General features: G+C 70.4%; 13 protein-coding genes and 1 pseudogene. 9 read left to right on the top strand and 5 right to left on the bottom strand.

Going from position 1 to position 22,209, the window contains the following annotated elements; all coding sequences use genetic code 11:
• Positions 1-186 precede the first annotated feature (186 nt).
• A complete protein-coding gene (gene hutH / locus ABZY57_RS25960; RefSeq protein ID WP_266912769.1) occupies positions 187-1,728 on the top strand; it encodes a histidine ammonia-lyase in 1,542 nt (513 codons plus the stop codon).
• 106 nt (positions 1,729-1,834) lie between these two features.
• Here hutH and ABZY57_RS25955 read toward each other — a convergent pair whose 3' ends face one another.
• Positions 1,835-2,125, bottom strand: a complete 291-nt coding sequence (locus ABZY57_RS25955; protein ID WP_356515800.1) for an LPXTG cell wall anchor domain-containing protein — start codon at positions 2,123-2,125, stop codon at positions 1,835-1,837.
• A 146-nt stretch (positions 2,126-2,271) separates the two neighbouring features.
• Between ABZY57_RS25955 and ABZY57_RS25950 the strand changes: the two genes are divergently transcribed.
• From ABZY57_RS25950 to ABZY57_RS25930, 5 genes are all read left to right on the top strand, one after another.
• Positions 2,272-2,574, top strand: coding sequence for a hypothetical protein (locus tag ABZY57_RS25950; RefSeq protein WP_356515798.1), 303 nt, complete (start codon positions 2,272-2,274; stop codon positions 2,572-2,574).
• A 115-nt stretch (positions 2,575-2,689) separates the two neighbouring features.
• Positions 2,690-3,970, top strand: a complete 1,281-nt coding sequence (locus ABZY57_RS25945) for an Ig-like domain-containing protein (protein WP_356515796.1) — start codon at positions 2,690-2,692, stop codon at positions 3,968-3,970.
• Positions 3,971-4,223: 253 nt separating this feature from the next.
• Positions 4,224-5,714 (top strand): ABC transporter permease, encoded by a 1,491-nt coding sequence (locus tag ABZY57_RS25940; protein ID WP_356515794.1) that lies wholly within the window; start codon positions 4,224-4,226, stop codon positions 5,712-5,714.
• Positions 5,715-5,875: 161 nt separating this feature from the next.
• Entirely contained in the window at positions 5,876-6,553 is a 678-nt protein-coding gene (locus tag ABZY57_RS25935) for an ABC transporter ATP-binding protein (protein WP_356515792.1), read from the top strand.
• 93 nt (positions 6,554-6,646) lie between these two features.
• On the top strand, positions 6,647-7,636 hold the full coding sequence (locus ABZY57_RS25930; RefSeq protein ID WP_356515790.1) for a GNAT family N-acetyltransferase: 990 nt from the start codon (positions 6,647-6,649) through the stop codon (positions 7,634-7,636).
• A 67-nt stretch (positions 7,637-7,703) separates the two neighbouring features.
• On the opposite strand, the gene ABZY57_RS25925 is transcribed toward ABZY57_RS25930, so the two are convergent.
• Positions 7,704-8,636 (bottom strand): helix-turn-helix transcriptional regulator, encoded by a 933-nt coding sequence (locus tag ABZY57_RS25925; RefSeq protein WP_356515788.1) that lies wholly within the window; start codon positions 8,634-8,636, stop codon positions 7,704-7,706.
• A 246-nt stretch (positions 8,637-8,882) separates the two neighbouring features.
• Between ABZY57_RS25925 and ABZY57_RS25920 the strand changes: the two genes are divergently transcribed.
• Together ABZY57_RS25920 and ABZY57_RS25915 are read left to right on the top strand one after the other, a co-directional pair.
• A complete protein-coding gene (locus ABZY57_RS25920) occupies positions 8,883-9,929 on the top strand; it encodes an NAD(P)-dependent alcohol dehydrogenase (protein WP_356515786.1) in 1,047 nt (348 codons plus the stop codon).
• A gap of 266 nt (positions 9,930-10,195) precedes the next feature.
• Complete coding sequence (locus tag ABZY57_RS25915; protein WP_356515784.1) at positions 10,196-12,373, top strand: sulfatase-like hydrolase/transferase; 2,178 nt, start codon at positions 10,196-10,198, stop codon at positions 12,371-12,373.
• An 84-nt stretch (positions 12,374-12,457) separates the two neighbouring features.
• Here the strand turns inward: ABZY57_RS25915 and msrA are convergent, their stop codons facing one another.
• The 3 genes from msrA to ABZY57_RS25900 all read right to left on the bottom strand — a co-directional run bounded on the left by msrA (position 12,458) and on the right by ABZY57_RS25900 (position 21,146).
• Positions 12,458-13,123: a peptide-methionine (S)-S-oxide reductase MsrA gene (gene msrA, locus ABZY57_RS25910; protein ID WP_356515782.1), complete on the bottom strand. Its 666-nt coding sequence runs from the start codon at positions 13,121-13,123 to the stop codon at positions 12,458-12,460.
• Positions 13,124-13,327: 204 nt separating this feature from the next.
• Entirely contained in the window at positions 13,328-13,879 is a 552-nt protein-coding gene (locus ABZY57_RS25905) for a hypothetical protein (protein ID WP_356515780.1), read from the bottom strand.
• Positions 13,880-13,889: 10 nt separating this feature from the next.
• A complete protein-coding gene (locus ABZY57_RS25900) occupies positions 13,890-21,146 on the bottom strand; it encodes a polymorphic toxin-type HINT domain-containing protein (RefSeq protein ID WP_356515778.1) in 7,257 nt (2,418 codons plus the stop codon).
• A 395-nt stretch (positions 21,147-21,541) separates the two neighbouring features.
• On the opposite strand from ABZY57_RS25900, the pseudogene ABZY57_RS25895 reads away from it, so the two are divergent.
• Positions 21,542-22,209, top strand: a pseudogene (locus tag ABZY57_RS25895) (hypothetical protein); the annotation flags it as partial.

The raw sequence follows: 22,209 nt of genomic DNA, 5'->3' as shown, positions 1-22,209 counted from the left end.
CGGGCCCCCCCCCCCCCGCCGGGCCCCCGCGGGCCGGGCTGGGGGGGGCACCCCGCCCGCCCCCCGCGGGCGGGGGTCCGGCGCAGCGGCGCGAAGCCGGTAAGGCCCGTCCAGGCCGCACCGCGCGAGCGGCGCATCGAAGGGGTGACATGAAGGGATTCAGTCCGTAGGCTGCTGAATATGGATATGCACACTGTCGTGGTGGGAACGTCCGGGACCACCGCCGAAGACGTGATCGCGGTCGCCCGCGGCAACGCCCGCGTCGAGCTTTCCGGCGAGGCCGTCGCCGCCCTCGGGCGGGCCCGCGAGATCGTGGAAGCGCTCGCCGCGAAGCCGGAGCCCGTCTACGGGGTGTCCACCGGGTTCGGGGCGCTCGCCTCCCGGCACATCAGCCCCGAGCTGCGCGCGCAGCTGCAGCGCAACATCGTCCGCTCGCACGCCGCCGGCATGGGCCCGCGCGTCGAGCGCGAGGTCGTGCGGGCGCTGATGTTCCTGCGGCTGAAGACCGTCGCCTCCGGGCACACCGGTGTCCGGCCGTCCGTCGCGCAGACGATGGCCGACGTGCTCAACGCCGGGATCACCCCCGTCGTGCACGAGTACGGCTCGCTGGGGTGCTCGGGAGACCTCGCCCCGCTCTCGCACTGCGCGCTCGCGCTGATGGGCGAGGGTGACGCGGAGGGCCCCGACGGGACCGTGCGGCCCGCCGGGGAACTGCTCGCCGAGGCCGGGATCGCCCCCGTCGAGCTCCGCGAGAAGGAGGGCCTCGCCCTCCTCAACGGCACCGACGGCATGCTCGGCATGCTGGTCATGGCCCTCGCCGACCTCGGCAAGCTGTACACCTCCGCCGACATCACCGCCGCGCTGACGCTGGAGGCGCTGCTCGGCACGGAGAAGGTGCTCCAGCCCGAGCTGCACGCCATCCGCCCGCACCCCGGTCAGGGTGCCTCCGCCGCGAACATGGCCGCCGTCCTGAAGGGCTCCGGGCTCACCGGGCACTTCCAGGAGGAGTCCGCCCCGCGCGTCCAGGACGCCTACTCCGTGCGCTGTGCCCCCCAGGTGGCCGGCGCGGGCCGCGACACCATGGCGCACGCCGCCCTCGTCGCCTCCCGCGAGCTGGCCTCCGCCGTCGACAACCCGGTGGTGCTGCCCGACGGGCGCGTGGAGTCCAACGGAAACTTCCACGGCGCCCCCGTCGCGTACGTCCTGGACTTCCTGGCCATCGCCGCCGCGGACCTCGGGTCGATCGCCGAGCGGCGCACCGACCGGCTGCTGGACAAGAACCGCAGCCACGGCCTGCCGCCGTTCCTCGCGGACGACGCCGGTGTGGACTCCGGGCTCATGATCGCCCAGTACACGCAGGCCGCCCTGGTGAGCGAGATGAAGCGGCTCGCGGTTCCCGCCTCCGCCGACTCGATCCCCTCCTCCGCCATGCAGGAGGACCACGTCTCGATGGGCTGGTCGGCCGCGCGCAAGCTCCGTACCGCCGTCGACAACCTCACCCGGATCGTCGCGATCGAGCTGTACGCGGCCACCCGCGCGATCGAGCTGCGCCACGGGCTCACCCCGGCGCCGGCCAGCCGGGCCGCCATCGCGGCGGTGCGTGCGGCGGGTGTGGAGGGTCCCGGCCCGGACCGTTTCCTCGCGCCCGACCTGGCGGCCGCGGACGCCTTCGTCCGTTCGGGTGCACTCGTGGACGCCGTCGAGGCCGTCACGGGCCCGCTCGCCTGAGGCGATCAATCCCGTAGGGGTTCAGGGTGTGGGTCCGGGGATGTCCCCGGGCCCGCACCCTTTCGCGTGTCCGGTGGGCGTGTCCGGTGGGCGTGCCCGGAGGCCGTTACGCCGTGCGCGAGCGGCGTACGGAGAAGGCCACGAAGCCGGCCCCGGCGCCCAGGAAGAGCGTGCCGCCGAGCAGGTAGGGCGTGGTGTCCACGCCGCCCGTGTCGGCGAGCTCAAGGGTGGGTTCCGTCGCGGAGGCGGCCTGGACCCGGGTGTTCGCGGCGGCGGGCGCGCCGGAGGCGGCCTTCGCGTGCCCGGGCGCGGTGGCGCCCGCCGAGGGGACGAACCACAGGGCGGCGAGGAGGGTGGTCGCTCCGAGAGCGGTGAGTGTTGATCGGCGTGCGGACACGGTGCGATCCCCCTTGTGGCAGCAGCGAATTGGCCCCGTGCGGTGATGCTACGGAAAGGGGCGGGTCGTGGGAAAGTCGGGGCTGCCGCGGGATTACTCTCCGTCGTATGAACCCTTCTGAGACCTCACGATATGTACGCCTTCGGGTGGATTTGGTACTTGAAGTACCGGACGTCGACGCGCTCACCGGAGCCGCCCTCGCCCACATCAAGGCCGACGAGTTCATGCCGGACGAGGAGCGCGGCCACGCCGAGGCGGCCGTCCGGGAGGACGAGTCGGAGGCCCTGGCCTACCTGGTGGACCCCACTGACCTGGTCGCGGAGATCCCCGGCGTCGAGCTCGCGCAGGCCTCCTGGAGCAGCGAGCCCGTGGAATACGACCCCGAGTCCATGGAGTGGGACCTCGACGAGGAAGATGGGGAGCTCGACGAAGAAACTGACAACGCCTGACGGTGGGGTTGACCACATTCGAACGGAATGTGGCAGCACCTCGGGGTGTAATGCGTTGTCAGGACGAGGCAGGGGGTCATGCCCCCTGCCCGGGGAGTTCGGGGTTCCGGCAACGATGGAGTGGCGTGTGAGGACGGACAGCAAGCGGCGGAGAAGGTCCCTGGTGGCCATATCCGCCGTACTCGGCGGCGTACTGGTGCTCGCGGGATGCGGCGGCGACGACGGCGGCGGGAAGACGCCGAAGGCCAGCGGGGAGGCATCGGCCAAGTCCCAGGCGGACGTGGACGCGGCTGCGGCCAAGGACGCCTCGAAGGCCAAGATAGCCATCACGCCCAAGGACGGCGCCACCAACGTCGGCCTGAACGACTCGGCCAACGTGGCCGTCAGTGAGGGCACGCTCACCAAGGTCGAGCTGAAGAGCTCCGAGGGCACGGCGGTTCCGGGCAAGATAGCCGCCGACGGCAAGAGCTGGAAGCCGGACGGCGCGCTGAAGCGCTCCACCAAGTACGCGCTGTCGGCGACCGCGAAGGACGAGGCGGGCCGCGAGGCGCACGAGAACGCCTCCTTCACCACCGTCTCCCCGCAGAACAGCTTCGTGGGCTCCTTCATCCCCGACGCGGGCCAGACCGTCGGCGTGGGCATGCCGGTCTCCATCACCTTCGACAAGCAGATCAAGGACAAGAAGGCCGTCCAGGCGGGTATCACCGTCACCTCCAGCAGCGGCCAGGAGGTCGTCGGCCACTGGTTCAGCACGCAGCGGCTGGACTTCCGCCCGGAGAAGTACTGGCAGGCCGGTTCCACCGTCACCCTGAAGCTGGCGCTGGACGGGGTCCAGGGCGGCCCGGGCATCCAGGGCGTGCAGAGCAAGACCGTCACCTTCAAGATCGGCCGGAGCCAGGTCTCCACGGTCGACGCGAAGTCGAAGAAGATGACGGTCACCCGGGACGGCGCGGTCCTCAAGACCATCCCGATCTCGGCGGGCTCCCCGGAGAACCCGACCTACAACGGTCAGATGGTGATCTCCGAGAAGTTCAAGGAGACCCGGATGAACGGCGCCACCGTCGGCTTCACGGACGACGACGGCAAGGGCGAGTACGACATCAAGGACGTCCCGCACGCGATGCGCCTGTCGACCTCGGGCACCTTCGTCCACGGCAACTACTGGGGACCGGACTCGGTCTTCGGCAGCGCCAACACCAGCCACGGCTGTGTCGGCCTGAACGACGCCAAGGGCGCGAACGACCCGAGCCAGCCCGCGGCCTGGTTCTACGACAACTCCCTCATCGGAGACGTCGTCACGGTCGTCAACTCCCCGGACAAGACCATCAAGCCGGACAACGGCCTCAACGGCTGGAACATGAGCTGGGCGGACTGGAAGGCGGGCTCGGCCGTCTGACGCGCCGGTACGACAGCTGAACCCCGCGACGGACGGCGGGGAGCCCCGGCCAGGGGGCTCCCCGCCGTCCGTCTGTGCGTGGCGCCGTCCGTTCGTGGCGCCCTCCGTTCGTGTCGACGTCCGTTCGTGGCGCCGTCCCCGTGTGGGGTGCCAGCCGTGCGTCCGTCTGTGTGTGACCTGTGAGTTCGCGTTCTCATCAGGCTCTTATGGACGGCTTATCCGGCCGTCACGGGTGCTGCCTACGTTCTGCCGCATGTTCTTCACCTACCTCCGGCGCGAGCTGCGCCGCCGCAGGAAGGCGGCGCTCGTCGTCGCCTCCGGACTCGCCCTGGGCATCGCCCTCGTCATCGTCGTCACCTCCGTCTCGGCGGGCATGGCGCAGGCCCAGGGCCGGGTCCTCCAGTCGCTCTACGGCCTCGGCACCGACATGACCGTCACCAAGGCCCAGACCCCGCCGGCCGAGGGGGAGACAGCGGCCCGGCCCCGGTTCAGGTTCGACGCGAAGGGCGAGGGCGACGCGAACGCCGGGGCCGAGCAGAGCAGCGACCTCGTGATGCCCCAGGGCTTCGAGACCCTCGACGCGGCGACCGTGGACAAGGTGTCCGGCCAGACCGGAGTCGCGCAGGCCGTCGGCGGCCTCAGCCTCCAGGTGATGAAGGTCAACGGGCAGTTCAAGCGCGGCGAGTTCAAGCGTGCGGAGGGCGAAGCGGGCACCGGCACGGCCCCCGGGCCGGGCGCCACCGGCGGCGGTACGGGCGGTACGGGGGGTACGGTCGAGGGCGGCGGCGCCGACTTCGACGTCAACTCCTTCTCCGTCTACGGCGCGGACGTCACCCGGCCCGAGCTGGGCCCGCTCACCACCTCCGAGATCACCTCGGGCCGCACCTTCGCGGCCGGCGAGACCGACGCGGCCGTCGCCGTCGTCGACAGCGCCTACGCCACCAAGAACAAGCTCGCGCCGGGCTCCGGGATCACCATCAAGAACACCACGTTCAAGGTGATCGGCATCGCCACCGCCGACAGCGGGGACGCGGCCGCCGACGTGTACGTCCCGCTCAAGCAGGCCCAGACCCTCGCCGCGACCCCCGGCAAGATCACCACGGTCTACGTCCAGGCCGAGGACTCCCAGGCCATCGGCTCCGTCAAGCAGGCCATCCAGAAGAACGTCCCGGACACCACCGTCACCACGTCGGCCGACCTCGCCGACACCGTCTCCGGCTCGCTCTCCACCGCCGCCTCGCTCGCCTCCACCGTCGGCACGTGGCTCTCCTACGCGGTCCTCCTGGCCGCCTTCCTCGTCGCCGGTCTGCTGACCTCCTCGGCCGTGTCCCGGCGCGTCCGCGAGTTCGGCACGCTCAAGGCGCTCGGCTGGAAGAGCGGCCGCGTCACCGGCCAGGTCGCCGGCGAGGCCCTGGTCAACGGCCTCATCGGCGGTGCCCTCGGCATCGGCCTCGGGCTCGGAGCCGCGTACGCCGTCACCGCGATCAGCCCGCAGCTGACCGCGCAGCTCGCGGGCGGCGCCGGCCGGCTCCAGGGCCCGGGCGGGGGCGGCGGCGGGATGATGCGCTCCGCTCAGCAGGGCGCCGGCAAGGCCCTCGACATCGCGCTCACCGCGCCCGTCTCGCTCTCCACCATCGGCCTGGCCGTCGCGCTCGCCGTCGCGGGCGGACTGATCGCAGGCGGCTTCGGCGGCTGGCGTGCTTCCCGGCTGAGGCCGGCGGACGCACTGCGCCGCGTCGAATAGCCCGCGCCCGCAGGTCCGTACGGCCGTAGGCGCGTCTGTAGCTGCGTCCGCCCCTACGTCCGCCCCTGCATCTGCGCCTGCATCTGCGCCTGTACGTGCGCGTCGTGCGCCCGCGTGCCCGCCCGTCCCACCGCCCCGCAACCCGAGGGAACCAACCAGAGATGTACCAACTCACCGGTGTCACCAAGCGCTACCAGCGCGGCAAGGAAACCATCGACGCGCTCGCCGGCGTGGACCTGACCATCGAGGACGGCGGCCGGCTCGTCATCCAGGGACCCACCGGCGGCGGCAAGTCCACCCTACTGCAGATGCTCGGCGCCCTGGACCGCCCGACGGCGGGACAGATCGTCCTCGACGGACTCGACCTCGCCACCGTCTCCGAATCCCGCCTCACCCGGGTCCGCGCGGAGAGCATCGGCTTCGTGTTCCAGTCCTTCAACCTGATCCCGACGCTCACCGCCCAGGAGAACGTCGAGACGGCCCTCGTCCCGCTCGGGCTGAAGGCCCGCGAGCGGCGCGACCGGGCCGCCGAGGCGCTGGACTCCGTGGGCCTCGGCGAGCGGATGGGCCACCTCCCCGGCGAGATGTCCGGCGGCCAGCAGCAGCGCGTGGCCATCGCGCGGGCGCTGGTGAAGCGGCCGAAGGTGCTGCTGGCCGACGAGCCGACCGGCAACCTCGACGAGTCCATGCGCGACGAGGTCATGGAACTGCTCGAAGGGCTGTGGAAGGAACACGGCCTGACCTTCGTCATGGTCACCCACGACAGCGCGCTCGCGAAGCGGGCCCCGCGGGTGGCGACGATCCGCCGGGGGAAGGTGACCGTCACCGAGAACGCCTGAGCGCGAAACGCCCGGGGGGAAGACGCCAGGGTGGAAACGCCCGGGCGGAAATCGCTTGAGCGGGCGGCCGCGGTCCGGTCTAGGGTCCGGAGCATGATGATCAACCAACTCTCCGTACCCCCGACCGACACCGAAATCGATCACTGGTGGGCCGTCCTGGCCGCGGCCCGGACGGCGGACCTGCCGGGGACTCCGCCGCCCTCCCGGACGGAGGTGGCCGGAGCGCTGCGGGTGCCCTCGGCGCGGGGACGCTCGGTGCACTGGGCGACGGACGACGCCGTCGCCTCCCTGGTCCTCTTCACCGACGGCGCCAACGACCACACGGCGTTCCTGGACGAGCTGACCGTACGGCCCGACGCGCGGCGGCGCGGTGTGGGAGCGGCCCTGTGGGCGCGGGTCCGCGAGGAGCTGCTCGCGGACGGCCGGACCTCGGTGGCGGCGGAGGTGGACCTGGGAGGTCCGGGGCAGGCGTTCGCCGAGTCCGTGGGCTTCGAGAACGTCCTGTCGATGGCCTGGTACGTACAGGACGTGCGGGAGGCGCGGTGGGTGCAGGGGGCGAAGGCCGCGGAGGCCGCCCAGGCAGGGGCCGCGCCCACTCCGCCTGGCTACGAGCTGCACTGCTGGCCCGGTCTGGTGCCCGACGAGTGGGCCCGGGCCGTGGCCGTCGCCCACGGGTCCATGGAGGACGCGCCGATGGGGGAGCTGGACCAGCAGATCCAGACCTGGACGGCGGAGCGCCTGCACGCGGCCCACCGCAAGATCCTGGACCGGGGAGGCGCACTGACCACGGTCGCCGCCGTCACCCCGGACGGCGAGGTGGCGGCCTACACGGAACTGGTCCTTCCCGACCCGGCGGGCCCGCGCGCGCTCCAGTACGACACCGTGGTGGTCCCCGCCCACCGGGGTCACGGCCTCGGCCGCGCGGTCAAGCTCCGCATGCTCGCGGAGGAGGCGACCCGCCACCCGGACCTGCGCACCATCGCCACCTCGGTGGCGGACGACAACACCCCGATGCTCGCGGTCAACGCGGCCCTGGGCTACCGGCGCGAGCGAGGGGTCGGGTACTTCCAGCTGAACCTCTAGCCGGGGGCCGGGGGCCGGGGGGCTGGGGCCCGGGGGCGGGTCGGGGCCGGGGGGCCTGCGAAGCGGACTACTCGACGGGGCCCGGGGCGTGCTCCCGGTCCCGGTCGAGATCCCGGTCGAGATCCGGGTCCGGGTCGGGGGCGGGTGCGGCGGGGGACGCGGACCAGGAGGCGAGGAGGCTGAGGGCGTCGGCCGAGGGGGAGCCCGGGGCGGCGTGGTAGGTGACCAGGAACTGCGCCGGGTCGTCCGGGAGGGCCAGGGTCTCGAAGGAGAGCTGGAGCTCGCCGACCAGCGGGTGGCGCAGTCGCTTGACGCCGTGCGTCTTGTTGTCCGCCACCGTGTGGGCCGCCCACAGCCGGCGGAACTCCTCGTTCTTGACGGACAGTTCACCGACCAGCGCGGACAGCCGCTCGTCGTCCGGGAACTGCCCGGCGTACACGCGCAGATTGCTCACGACCTCGCACGCCCGGCACTCCCACTCCGCGTACAGCTCCGCCGTCGCCGGGTCCAGGAACACCAGCCGCACCAGGTTGCGCTCCTGCGCCGGGAGCTTCCCGAAGTCGCCGAAGACCGCCGCCGCCAGCCGGTTCCAGCCTATGACGTCCTGGCGCCGGCCGACCAGGTACGCCGGCACGCCGTCCATCGCGTCCAGCAGCGTCCGCAGCTGCGGCCGGACCTGCTGGGGGCGCGGGGCCTGGCGGCGCTTGCGGGGCTTGGGACCGGCCAGGTGGCTCAGGTGCGCGCGCTCCGTGCCGTCCAGGCGCAGGGCCCGCGCGATGGCGTCGAGGATCTCCGCCGACACGTTCTGGCCGTGGCCCTGCTCCAGCCGCGTGTAGTACGCGACCGACACCCCGGCCAGCTGCGCCAGCTCCTCGCGGCGCAGGCCGGGGACCCGGCGGTGGCGCCCGTAATCGGGCAGGCCCACGTCCTCGGGGCGCAGCCGGGCGCGCCGGGAGCGCAGGAACTCGCCGAGCTCGGCTCGCTGATCAAGCTGGTCCATTACCCCAGTATCCCCGTGCGGGGGCGCGGGCCGGGGGCGTCAGCCTGACCCCGCCAAGGGTAGGTCTGGCAGACCTAGGCAGGGCAGGGGGATGGGTGTCCGGGGCGGGGGAGTGCAGGCTGGGAGCACACAGCGACCGCGTACCGCGGTCCCGCACGGCGGGCTCGTCCATCCGGCCAGCCCCGCAGGTCCGCACCGCACCGTCGCACCGCACGTCCGCACCACAGTCTTCCGAGGAGCCTCACCGTGTCCGTCACCCAGGTCGCCGCCTACGCCGCTCCCGCGCCCAAGGCCCCGCTGGAGCGCATCACCGTCCCGCGCCGTCCGGTCGGCGCGCACGACGTCCTCATCGACATCAAGTTCGCCGGCATCTGCCACTCCGACATCCACCAGGTCACCGACGGCTGGGGCGAGGGCATCTACCCCATGGTCCCGGGCCACGAGATCGCCGGTGTCGTCGCGGAAGTCGGTTCCGGCGTCACCAAGTTCGCGGTCGGTGACCGCGTGGGCGTCGGCTGCTTCGTCGACTCCTGCCGCGAGTGCGAGCAGTGCCTCGCCGGGCAGGAGCAGTACTGCGCCAAGGGCATGACCGGCACGTACAACGCCCTCGACAAGAACGGCGAGCCGACCTACGGCGGCTACTCCACGCACGTCGTCGTCGACGAGAACTACACCGTCCGCATCCCCGAGGGCCTCGCCCTCGACATCGCCGCCCCGCTGCTGTGCGCCGGCATCACCCTCTACTCCCCGCTGAAGCACTGGGGAGCGGGCCCCGGCAAGCAGGTCGCGATCGTCGGCCTCGGCGGCCTCGGCCACATGGGTGTCAAGATCGCCCACGCGCTCGGCGCGGAGGTCACCGTCCTCTCGCAGACCCTGCGCAAGCAGGAGGACGGCCTGAAGCTGGGTGCCGACCACTTCTACGCGACGAGCGACGAGACCACCTTCGAGCAGCTGGCCGGCCGCTTCGACCTGATCGTGTCCACCGTCTCCGCACCCCTCGGCTTCGACGCCTACCTGGGCCTGCTCAAGGTGGGCGGTGCCCTGGTGAACGTCGGCGCCCCGGAGGAGCCGGTCTCGCTGAACCTGTTCTCCGTCATCGGCGGCCGCAAGACCCTGGCCGGATCGATGATCGGCGGGATTGCCGAGACGCAGGAGATGCTCGACTTCTGCGCGGAGCACGGGCTCGGCGCGGACATCGAGCTGATCCGCGCCGATGAGGTCAACGAGGCCTACGAGCGCGTGCAGTCGGGCGACGTCCGCTACCGCTTCGTCATCGACACCTCGACCATCTGACGGACAGCCCGCTCCCGGCGGGCCCAGCTGGGCACCCGCGGCTGGGCACCCGCGGCTGGGCACCCCAGCTGGGCACCCCAGCTGGGCACCCGCGGCTGGGCACCCCAGCTGGGCACCCCCGGCTCGGTACCCGGTCCGGCCCCCGGTGCGCGCTCTGAGAGCCCGCACCGGGGGCCGTCACACGTTCTTCATGCCCCGTGCATGGTCTCGGCGGCCGTCTGCGCGGACGATCTTCCCATCAGCCTTCAGCCACAGGGGAGTTCGAGATGCCCAGCCGCCGCCACTTCCTCGCGGGTTCCGCGGCCGCCGCCGTAGGCCTCGCGGCCCTCCCGCAGGCCGTCCAGCCCGCGCGGGCGGCCGCCGCCGGGGCGGAGGGCCCGCCGAACCTCGTGGTGATCCTGGCCGACGATCTGGGCTACGGCGACCTGGGCGCGTACGGCCAGAAGCTGATCACCACCCCGCGCATCGACCAACTCGCCGCCGAGGGGCTCCGGTTCACCGACGCCTACTCCGCGGCCGCCGTCTGCGCGCCCTCCCGCGCCGCGCTGCTGACCGGCCTGCACACCGGCCACGCCGCCGTCCGGGCCAACCCCTCCAGCGGCGGCCAGGGCAGCCTCGGCGCCGGAGACACCACCTTCGCGGAGGTGCTCCGGGCACGCGGCTACCGGACGGGCCTCTTCGGCAAGTGGGGCTTCGGGCCGGAGGCCGGGGACCAGCCGAGCCACCCGTCCGCGCGCGGCTTCGAGGAGTTCTACGGGTACATCGACCACAGCCACGCCCACCAGTACTACCCGGCGTACCTCTGGAACGGAAACGCCAAGGAGACCGTCCCGACGGGCACCTTCGCACCCGACGCGATCGCCGCGCGCGCCCTCGGCTTCATCGACGCCCACGCCGCCGGACCCGCCCCCTTCCTGCTCTTCCTCACCCCGAACCTCCCGCACGCCCCGAGCGAGATCCCCGACGCGAGCGCGTACGCCTCCCGGTCCTGGACGCAGGCGAACAAGTCGCACGCGGCGCAGATCAGCCTCCTCGACGCGCAGGTCGGCGCCGTCGTCGACCGGCTGAAGGCGCGGGGTCTCGCGGAGCGCACGGTCGTCCTGGTGGCCTCCGACAACGGCCCGCACGAGGAGGGCGGGGTCAACCCGGACCTCTTCGACGCCAACGGCCCGCTGCGCGGGTACAAGCGCAACCTGTACGAGGGCGGCGTCCGCGTCCCCCTCGTCGCCTGGTCCCCGGGCCGGATCGCCCCCGGCACCACCAGCGCCCGCCCCACCCCGCTCTACGACCTCCTGCCCACCCTCGCCGACCTGGCGGGCGGCGCCCCGGCCCCCTCCGACATCGACGGGCTCTCGGCGGCCCCCGTCCTGAACGGCTCCCCCGCGCTCGCCCCGGTCCAAGACCACCTGTACTGGTACCGGGACGAGCAGGGCGTCACCAGCCGGGCCAACACCCAGGACGGAGGCCGGGCGAAGCAGGTCGCGGAGGCCATCCGCAAGGACCGGTGGAAGGCCGTACGGTTCGCCCCGGCGCGGGACCGGACCGTACCGGACGCGCAGTGGCAGTTCGAGCTCTACGACCTGTCGGCGGACCTCGCCGAGAAGTACGACGTGGCCGCGGCGAACCCGGCGGTGGTGGCCTCCCTCACCGCCCTGCTCCGCTCCTCCTGGGCGGACACCTACGTCCGCCGCCCGTGGGGTCTCGCGGCGGCCGCGGACGCTTCGGCGGCCACGGTCACCACGACCGTCTCGAACGGTACGGGCCGCCCTTGGCCGGACGTCCGGGTCACCCTCCCGCTCCCCGCGGGCTGGACGGCGGCCCCGGCGGGCCCGGCCACCGCTGCCTCCCTCGCCCCCGGCGAGGCCCTGACCACCACGTGGCGGGTGACCGCGCCCGCGGCGGCGGCGCCCGCGCTGCTCCTGGCACAGGCCACCACCTCGTCCGGGCTGGGCTTCACCGCGCCCGCCCGCTACGCCCCGCTGCCCGCCCCGCCCACGCGGGACAGCTACCTCAGCGACCTCCCCTGGGTCTCCGCGGCCAACGGCTGGGGCCCGGTCGAGATCGACCGCTCCAACGGCAAGCAGGCGGCCGGCGACGGCACCCCGATCGCCTTCGGCGGGGTCAGCTACGCGAAGGGCCTCGGCGTGCACGCCCCGTCGGAGGTCGTCTACCACCTGGGCGGCCGCGGGAACCGCTTCACCGCCTTGGTCGGCATCGACGACTTCTCGACGAAGCAGTCGTCCGCCGGAGGCACCCGCGCGATCGTGCGCGGCGACGGGCGCACGCTGGCCACGACGGGCCTGCTGACCGGCGCCTCGGGCCCGACGGCGCTCGACGTCGACGTACGGGGGATACGGCTGCTCCACCTGGTGGTGGAGGACGCCAACGCGAAGTCGTCCTTCGACCACACGTCGTGGGCGCTGGCACGGGTGACGGTTCTCTGAGCCGGTCGCTCCGGAGCACGGACAGGGCCCCGGCCCCCCGCGCGGTGCGGGGGCCGGGGCCTCGTCCGTCAGCCGGTCAGCCGGTCAGCCGTCGGCGCGGGCCACGCCGATCGGGCAGGAGACGCCCGTGCCGCCGATGCCGCAGTAGCCGCCGGGGTTCTTGTCCAGGTACTGCTGGTGGTGGGCCTCCGCCGGCCAGAAGGGGCGCTCCGCCGCCGGGAGGACGGCCGTGGTGATCTGGCCGTAGCCGGAGGCGGTCAGGACGCGCTGGTAGGCCTCGCGGGAGGCTTCGGCGGCGGCCTGGTCGGCGGGGGAGTGGGTGTAGACCGCCGAGCGGTACTGCGTGCCGACGTCGTTGCCCTGGCGGAAGCCCTGGGTGGGGTCGTGGGACTCCCAGAAGAGCTTCAGCAGGGCTTCGTAGGAGACCAGGGAGGGGTCGAAGACGACCCGGACCACCTCGGTGTGGCCGGTGCCGCCCGAGCAGACCTCTTCGTAGGTCGGGTTCTCGGTGAAGCCGCCCTGGTAGCCGGCCAGGGTGGTCCACACCCCCGGGGTCTGCCAGAACTTGCGCTCGGCGCCCCAGAAACAGCCGAGGCCGAAGTCGGCGACCTGGAGGTGGGCGGGGTACGGGCCCGCGAGGGGGTTGCCGAGCACGGTGTGCACGGCGGGCAGCCCGAAGAGCGGCTCCGCGCGGCCGGTCAGGGCTTCCTCGCGGGTGGGGAGCTCGGGCGTGCGGCGGTACGAGAACATGGATTCCCTCCTTGTGGTCTACCGATAACGGCGGACGGCGGGCGGGGATTCCCGCGGTTCCGGCCCGGCCCGCCCGCAGGCTCCGGCGGGCCGGCGGTCGACGTCGTCGAGTGCTGACACCCACGTCGTCGAGTGCTGACATCACTTCCCGTGACACGAGGAGGGCCCGGCGCACAGTGTGCGCCGGGCCCTCCCGTATCTCCGTCAGTCTTCCTGCGTCAGCTCTTCCCGCCACCTCTCGAACGTGGGAGCGGTGTCGAAGAACTCAGCGGGAACGAACGAACAGCGGATGGAACGTTCCAGGAGACCCAGCACGACTCCCGGAGAGGTCGAACGGACCAGAAGAAAGTCCAACTGTCCTGCCGAGACGATGAGCGTGGGCCAGTCCTCCGGAGCACCCGAGGGGATCCAGAAGAGCGAATCGGCATTGTCCGTGCGGCCCCATTGGATCAATTCCTCCGGGACCGCACCGAACTCGTTCAGCATAGAACGGATCTCCGGGATGTCCGCCTGCGAGAGGATGTCGTACGCCTCCCTCGTCTGCTGACCGATGTCGAGGTACTCGTTCGGACATTCCTCTTCATAGATCCACAGGAAGTCGTCGAAGCATCCGGCCCCGTACCGCTTCACCAGCTCTGCGTGGCTCGGCGGTACGGCAGGACCGTCTCCGGCGTTCGCGGCCGGGCGGCCGCGGGGTCCGAGGTCGGGCCCTTCCGGCGGCGGGCAGATCCGGAGCAGGGATTCCAGTGCGTTCACGGTGCCGTCCTCAGAAATTGGCGATCTCCTTGTAGAACGACCAGCCGAAGTCGTCGACTGCCTCGATGATGACATGCGTCGGACGTTCTTTCGCCCTACCGTAAATGGGAGTCACACTCATGATCACCGTGTTTCCGGTTCTCTCGACGTGTTTGGCGATTTCACCCTCGGCCCTATTGATCTCGCCGCTGTTCTGCTTGGCGCCTTGAACCACGACGTTGCGCTGGTCCAGGCCGCTGCCACCGAACTGCTTGCCGATCAGGTGACCTCGCGAGTCCTCCTTGCCCTTCTTCCACCCGGCGGGCCTTTCGCCGCCGACGTCCGAGCCGATCTTTCCGGCCTTCGCGTCGGCGAGAACCTGCGGGGAGACCTCGGCGTACGCGACGCCCTTCCGCTGGGCCCCGCGGGGCCCCTCGATCTCCGAGTAGAGCGTATTGCAGTTGTGGACCAGGACCGGCTGAGATGCAGCCAGCACGTAGTACGTGTGCAGATCGTCGACGGTGAGGTTGTGGGTCGGCACCGCGTGCCGGTAGTTGCGAACGCCCTGAACGGTGAGCGTGCTGCCGTTGGGCTGCCTGAGGAGCTCGCCCGCGGTGAGTTCACCGGCGTCGATCCACTGGTGGCGGGTTTCGCTCCAGTAGGGGTGGTGGTAGGTGGAGGTGATCTTCGCGGGCGGGCCGCGGGGGCTCGCCTCGTCGGTGAGGGTGAGGTCGGTGAAGTCCTTGTCGTCGGGGGTGGTGATGGTCGTGGTGACGGTTTCGGGTCGGGTCTCGCCGGTCTGCGGGTCGGTGGCCGTGACCACGTCTCCGTCCTTGACGTCCTCGATGGACTTCGCGGAGCCGTCCGCCATCTGCACCTGGGTACCGGCGGGGAAGCTGTTGCACTTCGTCGGGCCCGAAGGGGCGTCGCCGCCGCCGCTGTTCTTCGCGGCGTCGGCTTCGTCCGCTACTGCTTTGGCGTCGGTTCCCGCACCGTCGCCGGCCGATTCCTTACTGGCTTTCTCCGATGCCGATTGGGCTGCCTTCGCCTCGGCGTCGCGGGCTTCCTTGGCCGCCTTCTTGACCGAGGTGACGGCTTCGGCGGCCTTTGAGGCTCCGCGTTCGGCTTCGTGGATGGCGTCGTAGGCCTTGTTTATTTCCTTGTAGACCTTGAAGGCCTTGATGCCGATCTTGACAGCCTTGACGAGCTTGCCCCAGGGGACGAAGTTCAGGGCCGTGTTGATGCAGGCCATCACGTCGCCCTTGGTGAAGCAGTCCCGGGCGTCGTTGAATCCGATCAGGTCGCCGACCATGTCGACGACTTCGTCGATCAGCTTGTCGCGCTTCTTCTTGGCCTTGGAGACGTTGTTGTTCGCCTGCTCCAGGGCCCTCTCGGCCTGCGATTCCCCGTCGTCGCCACCCCAAAGGTTGATCGAGTGGCTCTCCGTGTACTCCCAGTCGCTACCGCAATTGCCTTCACAGCGAATGGTCGCTGCCAGGCCACTGGGGTCCGATGCGTTGATCGGGCTGTTGTTGGAGTAGGCGTAGGCGTTCCACTGCTGTGGGTCGCCCGCGTCGATGATGGGGTCGGGACTCAGGAACCGACCGGTGGCCGGGTCGTATTCGCGGGCGCCCAGGAGGGTGAAGCCGGTCGCCTTCTCCTTGGTACCGCCGACGAATCCTCTGTCTCCGGCCCAGGCCCCGGGTGCGGGCTGGGTGCCGCGCTCGTTGCCGAACGGGTCGGAGGCGCGCCGCACGTGGCTGAGGTCGGAGGCCTTGAACTGGACCCCGCCGGTCCCATGGTGGTCCGAGCTCTGGTACGTGAGCGTGGAGCCGCCCAGGGTGCTGGTGGTGCGGGTGATCGACAGACCACCAGGGGCGGGGTAGGTGCGGACGTTGGAGACCTTGCCGCTGGCGGTGTCCAGGGTGAGCTGGTCCCCGCCGAGGTTGAGCGTGGTGCTGGTGGGGTCGCGGCGGATGAGCTGCTTGCCCGTTGTGTCGTAGAGGTAGCTGGTGCCGGCGCTCTCGCCGGTGCCGATGATCTTGTCGAGCTTGCCCTGGCCGTTCCAGGTCAGCGCCTTGGTGCCGGCGGTGTTGGTGATGGACGCAGTGTTGCCGGACTGGTCGTAGGTGTAGGAGGTGACCTTGGTTCCGGAGGGGCCGGTTTCGGTCGAGGTCATCAGCGCGTGCGGGCCACCGGTGCCGCCGCCCGTCTGCGGGGCGGAGGACGGGACGTTGGGCCCGGTGCCGAACGTCTGGGTGATCGTGAGGTCCTTGGCCGCGTTACCGGTGACGTCCTTCTTCACCAGCTTCTTGCGGTTGCCGATCGCGTCGTACTCGTACTGCTGCCAGTACGGAGCAGGACCACCGACACTGGGCTTGCCCGTGCCGTCGACCGCCGGGCCGGTGGCGTTGGTGCAGCCGCCGATGCCGCGGACGCTGGGTGCGGGGGCCGTGGTCTGGGTGCCGGTGTCGGTCCAGGCCTGGGTCAGGCGCCCGAGGTAGTCGTGAGTGAAGCACTGCAGGTCACGGCCCGCACCGTCCTGGGTGTCACCGATCGAGGTCAGCTGCCCGACCTTGTTGTAGGTGTAGTCCAGGACATCGACGCTCGCGCTCGCGGCTGTCTGCTTGTCGAGTGTGGTACGCACGGCTCGGCCGCTGCCGGCGTCGTAGTCCACCGTGGAGACGACCTGCATGCCGGTGTCACCGACCGTGGTGCGGATGGCCCGGCCGTAGGGGTCGTAGCGCATGTCCACGAGGTACGGCGTCCTGGCGAGACCGATCTTGCCACTGAGGGAGGTGGTGTTGCCCGCTACATCGACACCGACCGTCATCGTCTCGACGCCGAGGCCGGCCTTGGGGATGCCGGGGAGAGTGGTGGTCTTCACCTGCCCGTAGGCGTCGTATGTGCTGGTGGTCTCGTAGGTACCGGCGAGCTCCTTCTCCGCTGCCGGGATGGTGACCTTGGTGCCGAGGGGGCGGTAGCCGCCGTCGTAACCGGTGATCTCCGAGACGTAGGCGCTCCCGGTCTTGCCGCCCACGTAGCGGGTGGTGGTGTCGGGCTTGCCGAGCTTCTTGGCGTCGTAGGTGAACGAGCCGACCTGCTTGGCCGGGTCGACGGCCGTGCCCTCGTACGTCGCGATGGTCCGACCGAGAATGTCAGCCACCGAGGTGGCGCTCTTGAGACGCGCGTCCGTCGCGGTGATCAGGTTCTTGCTGTCGTCGTAGACGGTCGTGCTGATGCCCGAGTCGGGGTCGCTTGCCTTCACCACGCGGCCGAGGAGGTCGTAGGTGAACGTCCACTCGTTGCCGGCGGAGTCCTTCCGCGACAGTTCCTTGCCCTGACTGTTGGACACGTACGTCGTCTGGTCGTACGCGCCGGTCGGCGTGTTCGACTTGTACTGACGGAGAAGAGTGGTCGTCCCGTTGGCGACGGTGGCTGTGGCGAATCCGCCGGCCGGCGGGATCTGACGGGTCTCGTCAACGCCCGGGTACTCGGTCTTGGAGCGGGACTGCTCCACGCCGAAGGACTGGGTGATGGTGTCGGTGACGCGGCCGAGGCCGTCGAAGACCTGGACGGTCTGGGACGGGATCTTGCTGTCGGGCTGGACCCCGCCGTTGGGCAGGAACACTGCCGCGGACGGTGCGCCCTGGTCCGTGTAGTAGGCCGAGCTGGTCTTGACCTGTCGCCCGTGGGAATCGAACAGCGCGTCCGTGATCATCCGGCCGGCCACACCTGACGGGGGCGTGGCCTGGGTCTGGCGGACGCGGCCGAGGCCGTCGTAGATCGAGTACGAGGACGTGTAGGTGTTGTCGTTCATGAGCGCCTGGCTCAGAACGGCGGACGGCGCGTTCGTGCCGTTCATCGTGTACGAGAACTTGCGGACCGGCAGGTCCGTCGTGGAGTTCTGACCGGGCTGCCAGATGGACACGACCCGCCCGAGCGCGTCATAGGTGCGTTCGGCGACGTGGCTGTTCTCGTCTGTGCTCTTCAGCGGCTGTGAGCGGCCGATGTCGAGGGTCGTCGTCGACTTCCAGCCCAGCGGGTTGGTGTGGGTGATGGTGTCCGGAAGTACGCCGGTGGCCGGGGAGTACTCGGTCGTGGTGACGGCGCCGCCCGGGTGGGTGGCGTCGGTGCGGACCTTGTTGGTGTTGCTGGTGACGCGGCCATAGGCGTCGTAGGTGGAGGTGGAGTTGAGACGGTAGACCGGCTTGCCGGTGCCGTCGTACTTCTCCAGGACCTCCGTGCCCGTGCCGTCGGCCGTCGCTCCGACCTGGCCGTACGGCAGACCGTCGAAGTACGAGCGGGTGTCACCCACGGTGTTCGCCGCGGTCGGCGTCTGGCCACAGACACCGGACAGAACCAGGGTGCGGGAGGCGAGCTCCGTCACCGCGCCGCCCGGTCCCGTGGGGTACTCGAAGGTGGTGCACAGCCGCTGGTCCGTGCGGGAGGTGTCGCTGTTGTCGTCGACCTGAAGAGGCCGGGTGACGAGCGTGGTGTCATACGTGGACGAGCGCTCGGCGGTGCGCCAGTTGCCGTTGGCGAGCTTCGAGCGGCTGGTGACCTTCGCCGTGTTGACCGCGCGGGCCGTGATCGGCGGCATCCCCGCCGACTGGTTGCGGGTCGCGGTGACCGGGCCTATCCACGGAGTGGTGACCTCGTCCGAGATGACGGTTCCACCGTCGCGGTCGTAGGTCTGGCTCTGGCGGACGAAGCCGGACAGGACCTCCTCGTCCTTGATCGTCCCGCCCTGCGCATCGGGGATGTTGACGGTGCGCTTGGTGCCGTTGGCCAGGACGTCGCCGTCCATACCGCGCAGATACGTCACCACGCTCTTGGTGCGCGGGGCCTCGGACGCGTTGCCGTTACCCGTACGCGTGGTGACGGTGGCGTAGCCGCGGAACTGGTCCCAGGTGCGGGTCTTGGCGTCGGTGAACTCGGAGTCGTTGCGGTGCCAGGCGATGCCGCCGCCGTACTCGTAATCGATGACCTTGGAGACCTGGCCGCCGACCTTGTCCTGTTCGGTGATGGACTGGACGATGACCTTGTGGAACCAGTCGTTGACCGGGTCGGCGAAGGACTGGCCGGGCAGGTACCACTTGACCGGCATGCAGGCCATCGTGTTGCCGTCCTCCGAGGACGGCATCGTGCCCGCGAGGCGGGAGCATTCCGGGGCCTTGTAGGCGACGTTGATCTGGCCACCGGTCTCGGTGGTGATCGTCTGGATCCGAGGACGTCGGTAACTCGGCGCCGAGGCATCCGTACCGTCGGGGCGGCGGACGACGCCGTCGACACGGTTGGGGAACTGCGTCGCCTGGAACGACACCGCGGGAAGCTTGATCGCGGTCTTGCCGTTGCTGGCGTTGCGCTGGATCGAGTCGAGCCACAAGGTCGGGGACGTGCCGTCACCCGGGTCCTGGAAGGACTGCTTGAGGTCGTACCAGTCGACCGTGCGCCAGGCGGTGCCCGTCCAGACCTGGGACGCGATCTGGGTGAACTTCTTCGTCGTGAAGTACGTCGGGGAGAGGTTCAGGCACTGGCCGGTGGCCGGGCATTCCTGGTCGATCGGGGTGTCGGGCCAGGACTTGGCGTTGGCCTTGACGCGCTGGGCGGTGTCCGTGCAGGTAACCGTTCCGATCACGACGCAGCGTTCGGCGTTCTTGATGTTGATCTGAACGGCCGGCTTCGCCGCGCCCTTCGCCGCTATCTGCTCGGGCAGGCGCTGCCCGTAGCCGATCCACGTCGGGTAGGAGCCGCGCTGGTACTTCGTGTTGGTACCAGTGCCGCCGTTCTGGCCGCCACCCCGCCCGTAGAAGTTGTCCTCCTGCTCGTAGCGGTAGGAGACCAGGTTCTGGTGCGGGTCCACGACGTAGTCGAGGTTCCACTGCCAGCCCAGCTGCTGCCACGTACCGTTCGCCGGAGTCGTCGCGCCCAGGCACTTGTCCTGACCACTGTTGAAGTACACCGGGACCGTCGAGACAGACTTGGCCTCCGGGTCCGTCCCGTCACCGCCGGGCAGGCGGTTGGAGCCGAAGTAGTACTGGGTTCCGTCGGTCGTGGTGACCTTGAAGCCCTCACCCTTCCAGGCGGCGTTGCGCTGCCCGGTCAGACGCTCGATCTTCGTGCCGTCCTCACCCTGAAGGTGATAGACACACGTCGTGTCGTCGCGGACGATCTGACCCGAGTGGCCGGCGAGGTTCAGGGACAGGATGTCCCCGGCCCAGCACTCGTCACCCGACTCGGCTATCCCCGCGTCCTTGCAGCCCTTGTACGAGCGCGAGATCGAGCCCGGACTCCAGTCCCAGCCCTCACCAAACCCACTGGCCTGCGCGTTCGTCGACGCCGTACGGCCGTCGATCGAAGACGAGTCATAACCCAGACCCAGGTCCGGGCCCGCGCCCGCGATCGCGGACGGGACCTCGACGGTGTAGCCGTAGGTGAAGTTCGCGGCGTTCGCGCCGGCCTGCCACGACATGGACGGCGCGATCGGCGTCGCGCTGAAGTCGCCACTCGCACCCGACGGACCCGCCTCAACGGCGAGGGCCACGGCCTGCGTGGACAGCATCTGCGGCGCATCCGACGGCGCCGACTTCAACGTACTGGTCTTGGCGGACGCCACCTTGGGGGCGTCGATCTCCGCGACCAGACGGCCCGACGCGTCCTTGTGGGAAGCGACCGGCGTACGAGTCGTGCAGCCCTTCGCGCCCGGCGTGGTCAGCGCGCAATCGGGAAGCCGCACCACCCGTGCACGGTCCGCCCAGTTCGCGCCAGCGGTCTTCGCCAGCGCCGAGACGTCGAAGCCGACCTGGACCTTGCCCGAAGCAGCCGAACCCGCCGCGTCGGTCAGAGCGACGAGGACGCCTCCGACACCAGCCGCACGCGTCTTCGCCTCGTCCTTCACCTCCACCCGCAGCGAACCCTCGCCAGAAGCGGAACCCGAAACCGCGAGTTCCGACAACTTCGCCGAACGCTTCGGACCCTTGGCAGGAGCAACCCAGACGGGCAAACTGCCTGCCTGAACCGACTTACCGGCGACCGCAGTCGCCGAAGTCCCGGAAGTATTGAGCGGAACGGTAGCGGAACCGGACGGGGCTTTCGCCTTCGCATCCGGCTTCCACGCCTTACCGACCGGCGCCTTGGCGTTGGCGGGTTTGGCATTCGAGCCCTTGACGGGCTTGGTCTGCGGGAGCGCCGTATTCGGCGGCACCCACACCTTCGGCGGCTTCGCCACCGCTTCGACCGCGGGCAAGCCCAGGCCGGAGATGAACACCGCGAGCGCGGCGATCATCGCAACACGTGGCCGTCTCGCGCGCGCACGCGAAAGCAAACCACCCTGACGAGACAACAAAAATCCCCCATGAAAAGGAATGGCAAGGTCCGGTTCTTGCACAGTCCGGACAGCGCACCCTAAGGAAGGGGAGATCTGCTTGCATAATTTTTCTTAACATTCCCTTACATGATCATTGTCACTTGAGAGTCAACCTGACATGTATTGATCTGAATCAGACATATTGCCCTTATGAAATCTTGACAGATTTTCAGCCAGCAAGCACCGTGCGCGTGACCTTGGTTCACCGACGCGCATAGCGAGGACTTCTGCCCATGCGGCCATCTTCTTCATCAACCGACGCCAGACCGGGGGCCCTCCGGCGTCGACGAGCATCCGCGGCCGCGATGCTCCCCGTGACAGGTGCCGTGGTGCTGGCCCTCGGGGCCGGACTCATCACCGCCCCGAGCGCCTTCGCCTCGAACGGGCCGGCTGACAGCAACTGGCCCGCTTCCACCCCCAAGCCCGCTCCCACCGCCGAGCAGAAGGCCGTGGAAGCCGCGCTGGCGCAGGCGAAGAGCAGCGGCAAGCGCGTGGTCATCGAGCACCTGACGACCGGCAACTCGCAGACGTTCGCCAACCCGGCCGGCACCCTCACCGTGGACGCCGCCTCGGCGCCCGAGCGGGTGAAGCAGGCGAACGGGTCCTGGAAGGCCATCGATACGACGCTCCGGGTCAACGCGGACGGGACCATATCCCCGGCGGTCGTTCCCTCCCCGTTGAGCATCTCCGGTGGCGGCACGGGCCCGATGGCGACGATGACCACGGCCGACGGCAAGAAGCTGGCCTTCAAGACGCCCTTCAAGCTGCCCAAGCCGGTCCTCGACGGCAACGACGCGCTCTACAAGAACGTCCTGCCCGACGTCGACCTGCGCCTGACGGCCACCCAGCTCGGTGGCTGGAGCCAGGTCCTGATCGTCCACACCGCGCAGGCCGCCGCCAACCCGGCCCTGAAGAAGATCCGCCTCGGCGTCGACGCCCCCGGGCTGAAGACCACCGCCGACGCGGCGGGCAACATCAGCTT

It is taken from the genome of Streptomyces sp. NPDC006450 (assembly GCF_040612195.1).
Lineage (GTDB): Bacteria > Actinomycetota > Actinomycetes > Streptomycetales > Streptomycetaceae > Streptomyces.
This window is presented reverse-complemented; position numbering and strand designations above follow the sequence as displayed.

Coding starts and splice junctions, on each gene's coding strand:
- ABZY57_RS25940 (WP_356515794.1), top strand. CDS start 4,224: ATGTTCTTCACCTACCTCCGGCGCGAGCTGCGCCGCCGCAGGAAGGCG.
- ABZY57_RS25900 (WP_356515778.1), bottom strand. CDS start 21,146: ATGATCGCCGCGCTCGCGGTGTTCATCTCCGGCCTGGGCTTGCCCGCG.
- ABZY57_RS25915 (WP_356515784.1), top strand. CDS start 10,196: ATGCCCAGCCGCCGCCACTTCCTCGCGGGTTCCGCGGCCGCCGCCGTA.
- ABZY57_RS25945 (WP_356515796.1), top strand. CDS start 2,690: ATGGAGTGGCGTGTGAGGACGGACAGCAAGCGGCGGAGAAGGTCCCTG.
- msrA (WP_356515782.1), bottom strand. CDS start 13,123: ATGTTCTCGTACCGCCGCACGCCCGAGCTCCCCACCCGCGAGGAAGCC.
- ABZY57_RS25930 (WP_356515790.1), top strand. CDS start 6,647: ATGATGATCAACCAACTCTCCGTACCCCCGACCGACACCGAAATCGAT.
- ABZY57_RS25935 (WP_356515792.1), top strand. CDS start 5,876: ATGTACCAACTCACCGGTGTCACCAAGCGCTACCAGCGCGGCAAGGAA.
- ABZY57_RS25925 (WP_356515788.1), bottom strand. CDS start 8,636: ATGGACCAGCTTGATCAGCGAGCCGAGCTCGGCGAGTTCCTGCGCTCC.
- hutH (WP_266912769.1), top strand. CDS start 187: ATGCACACTGTCGTGGTGGGAACGTCCGGGACCACCGCCGAAGACGTG.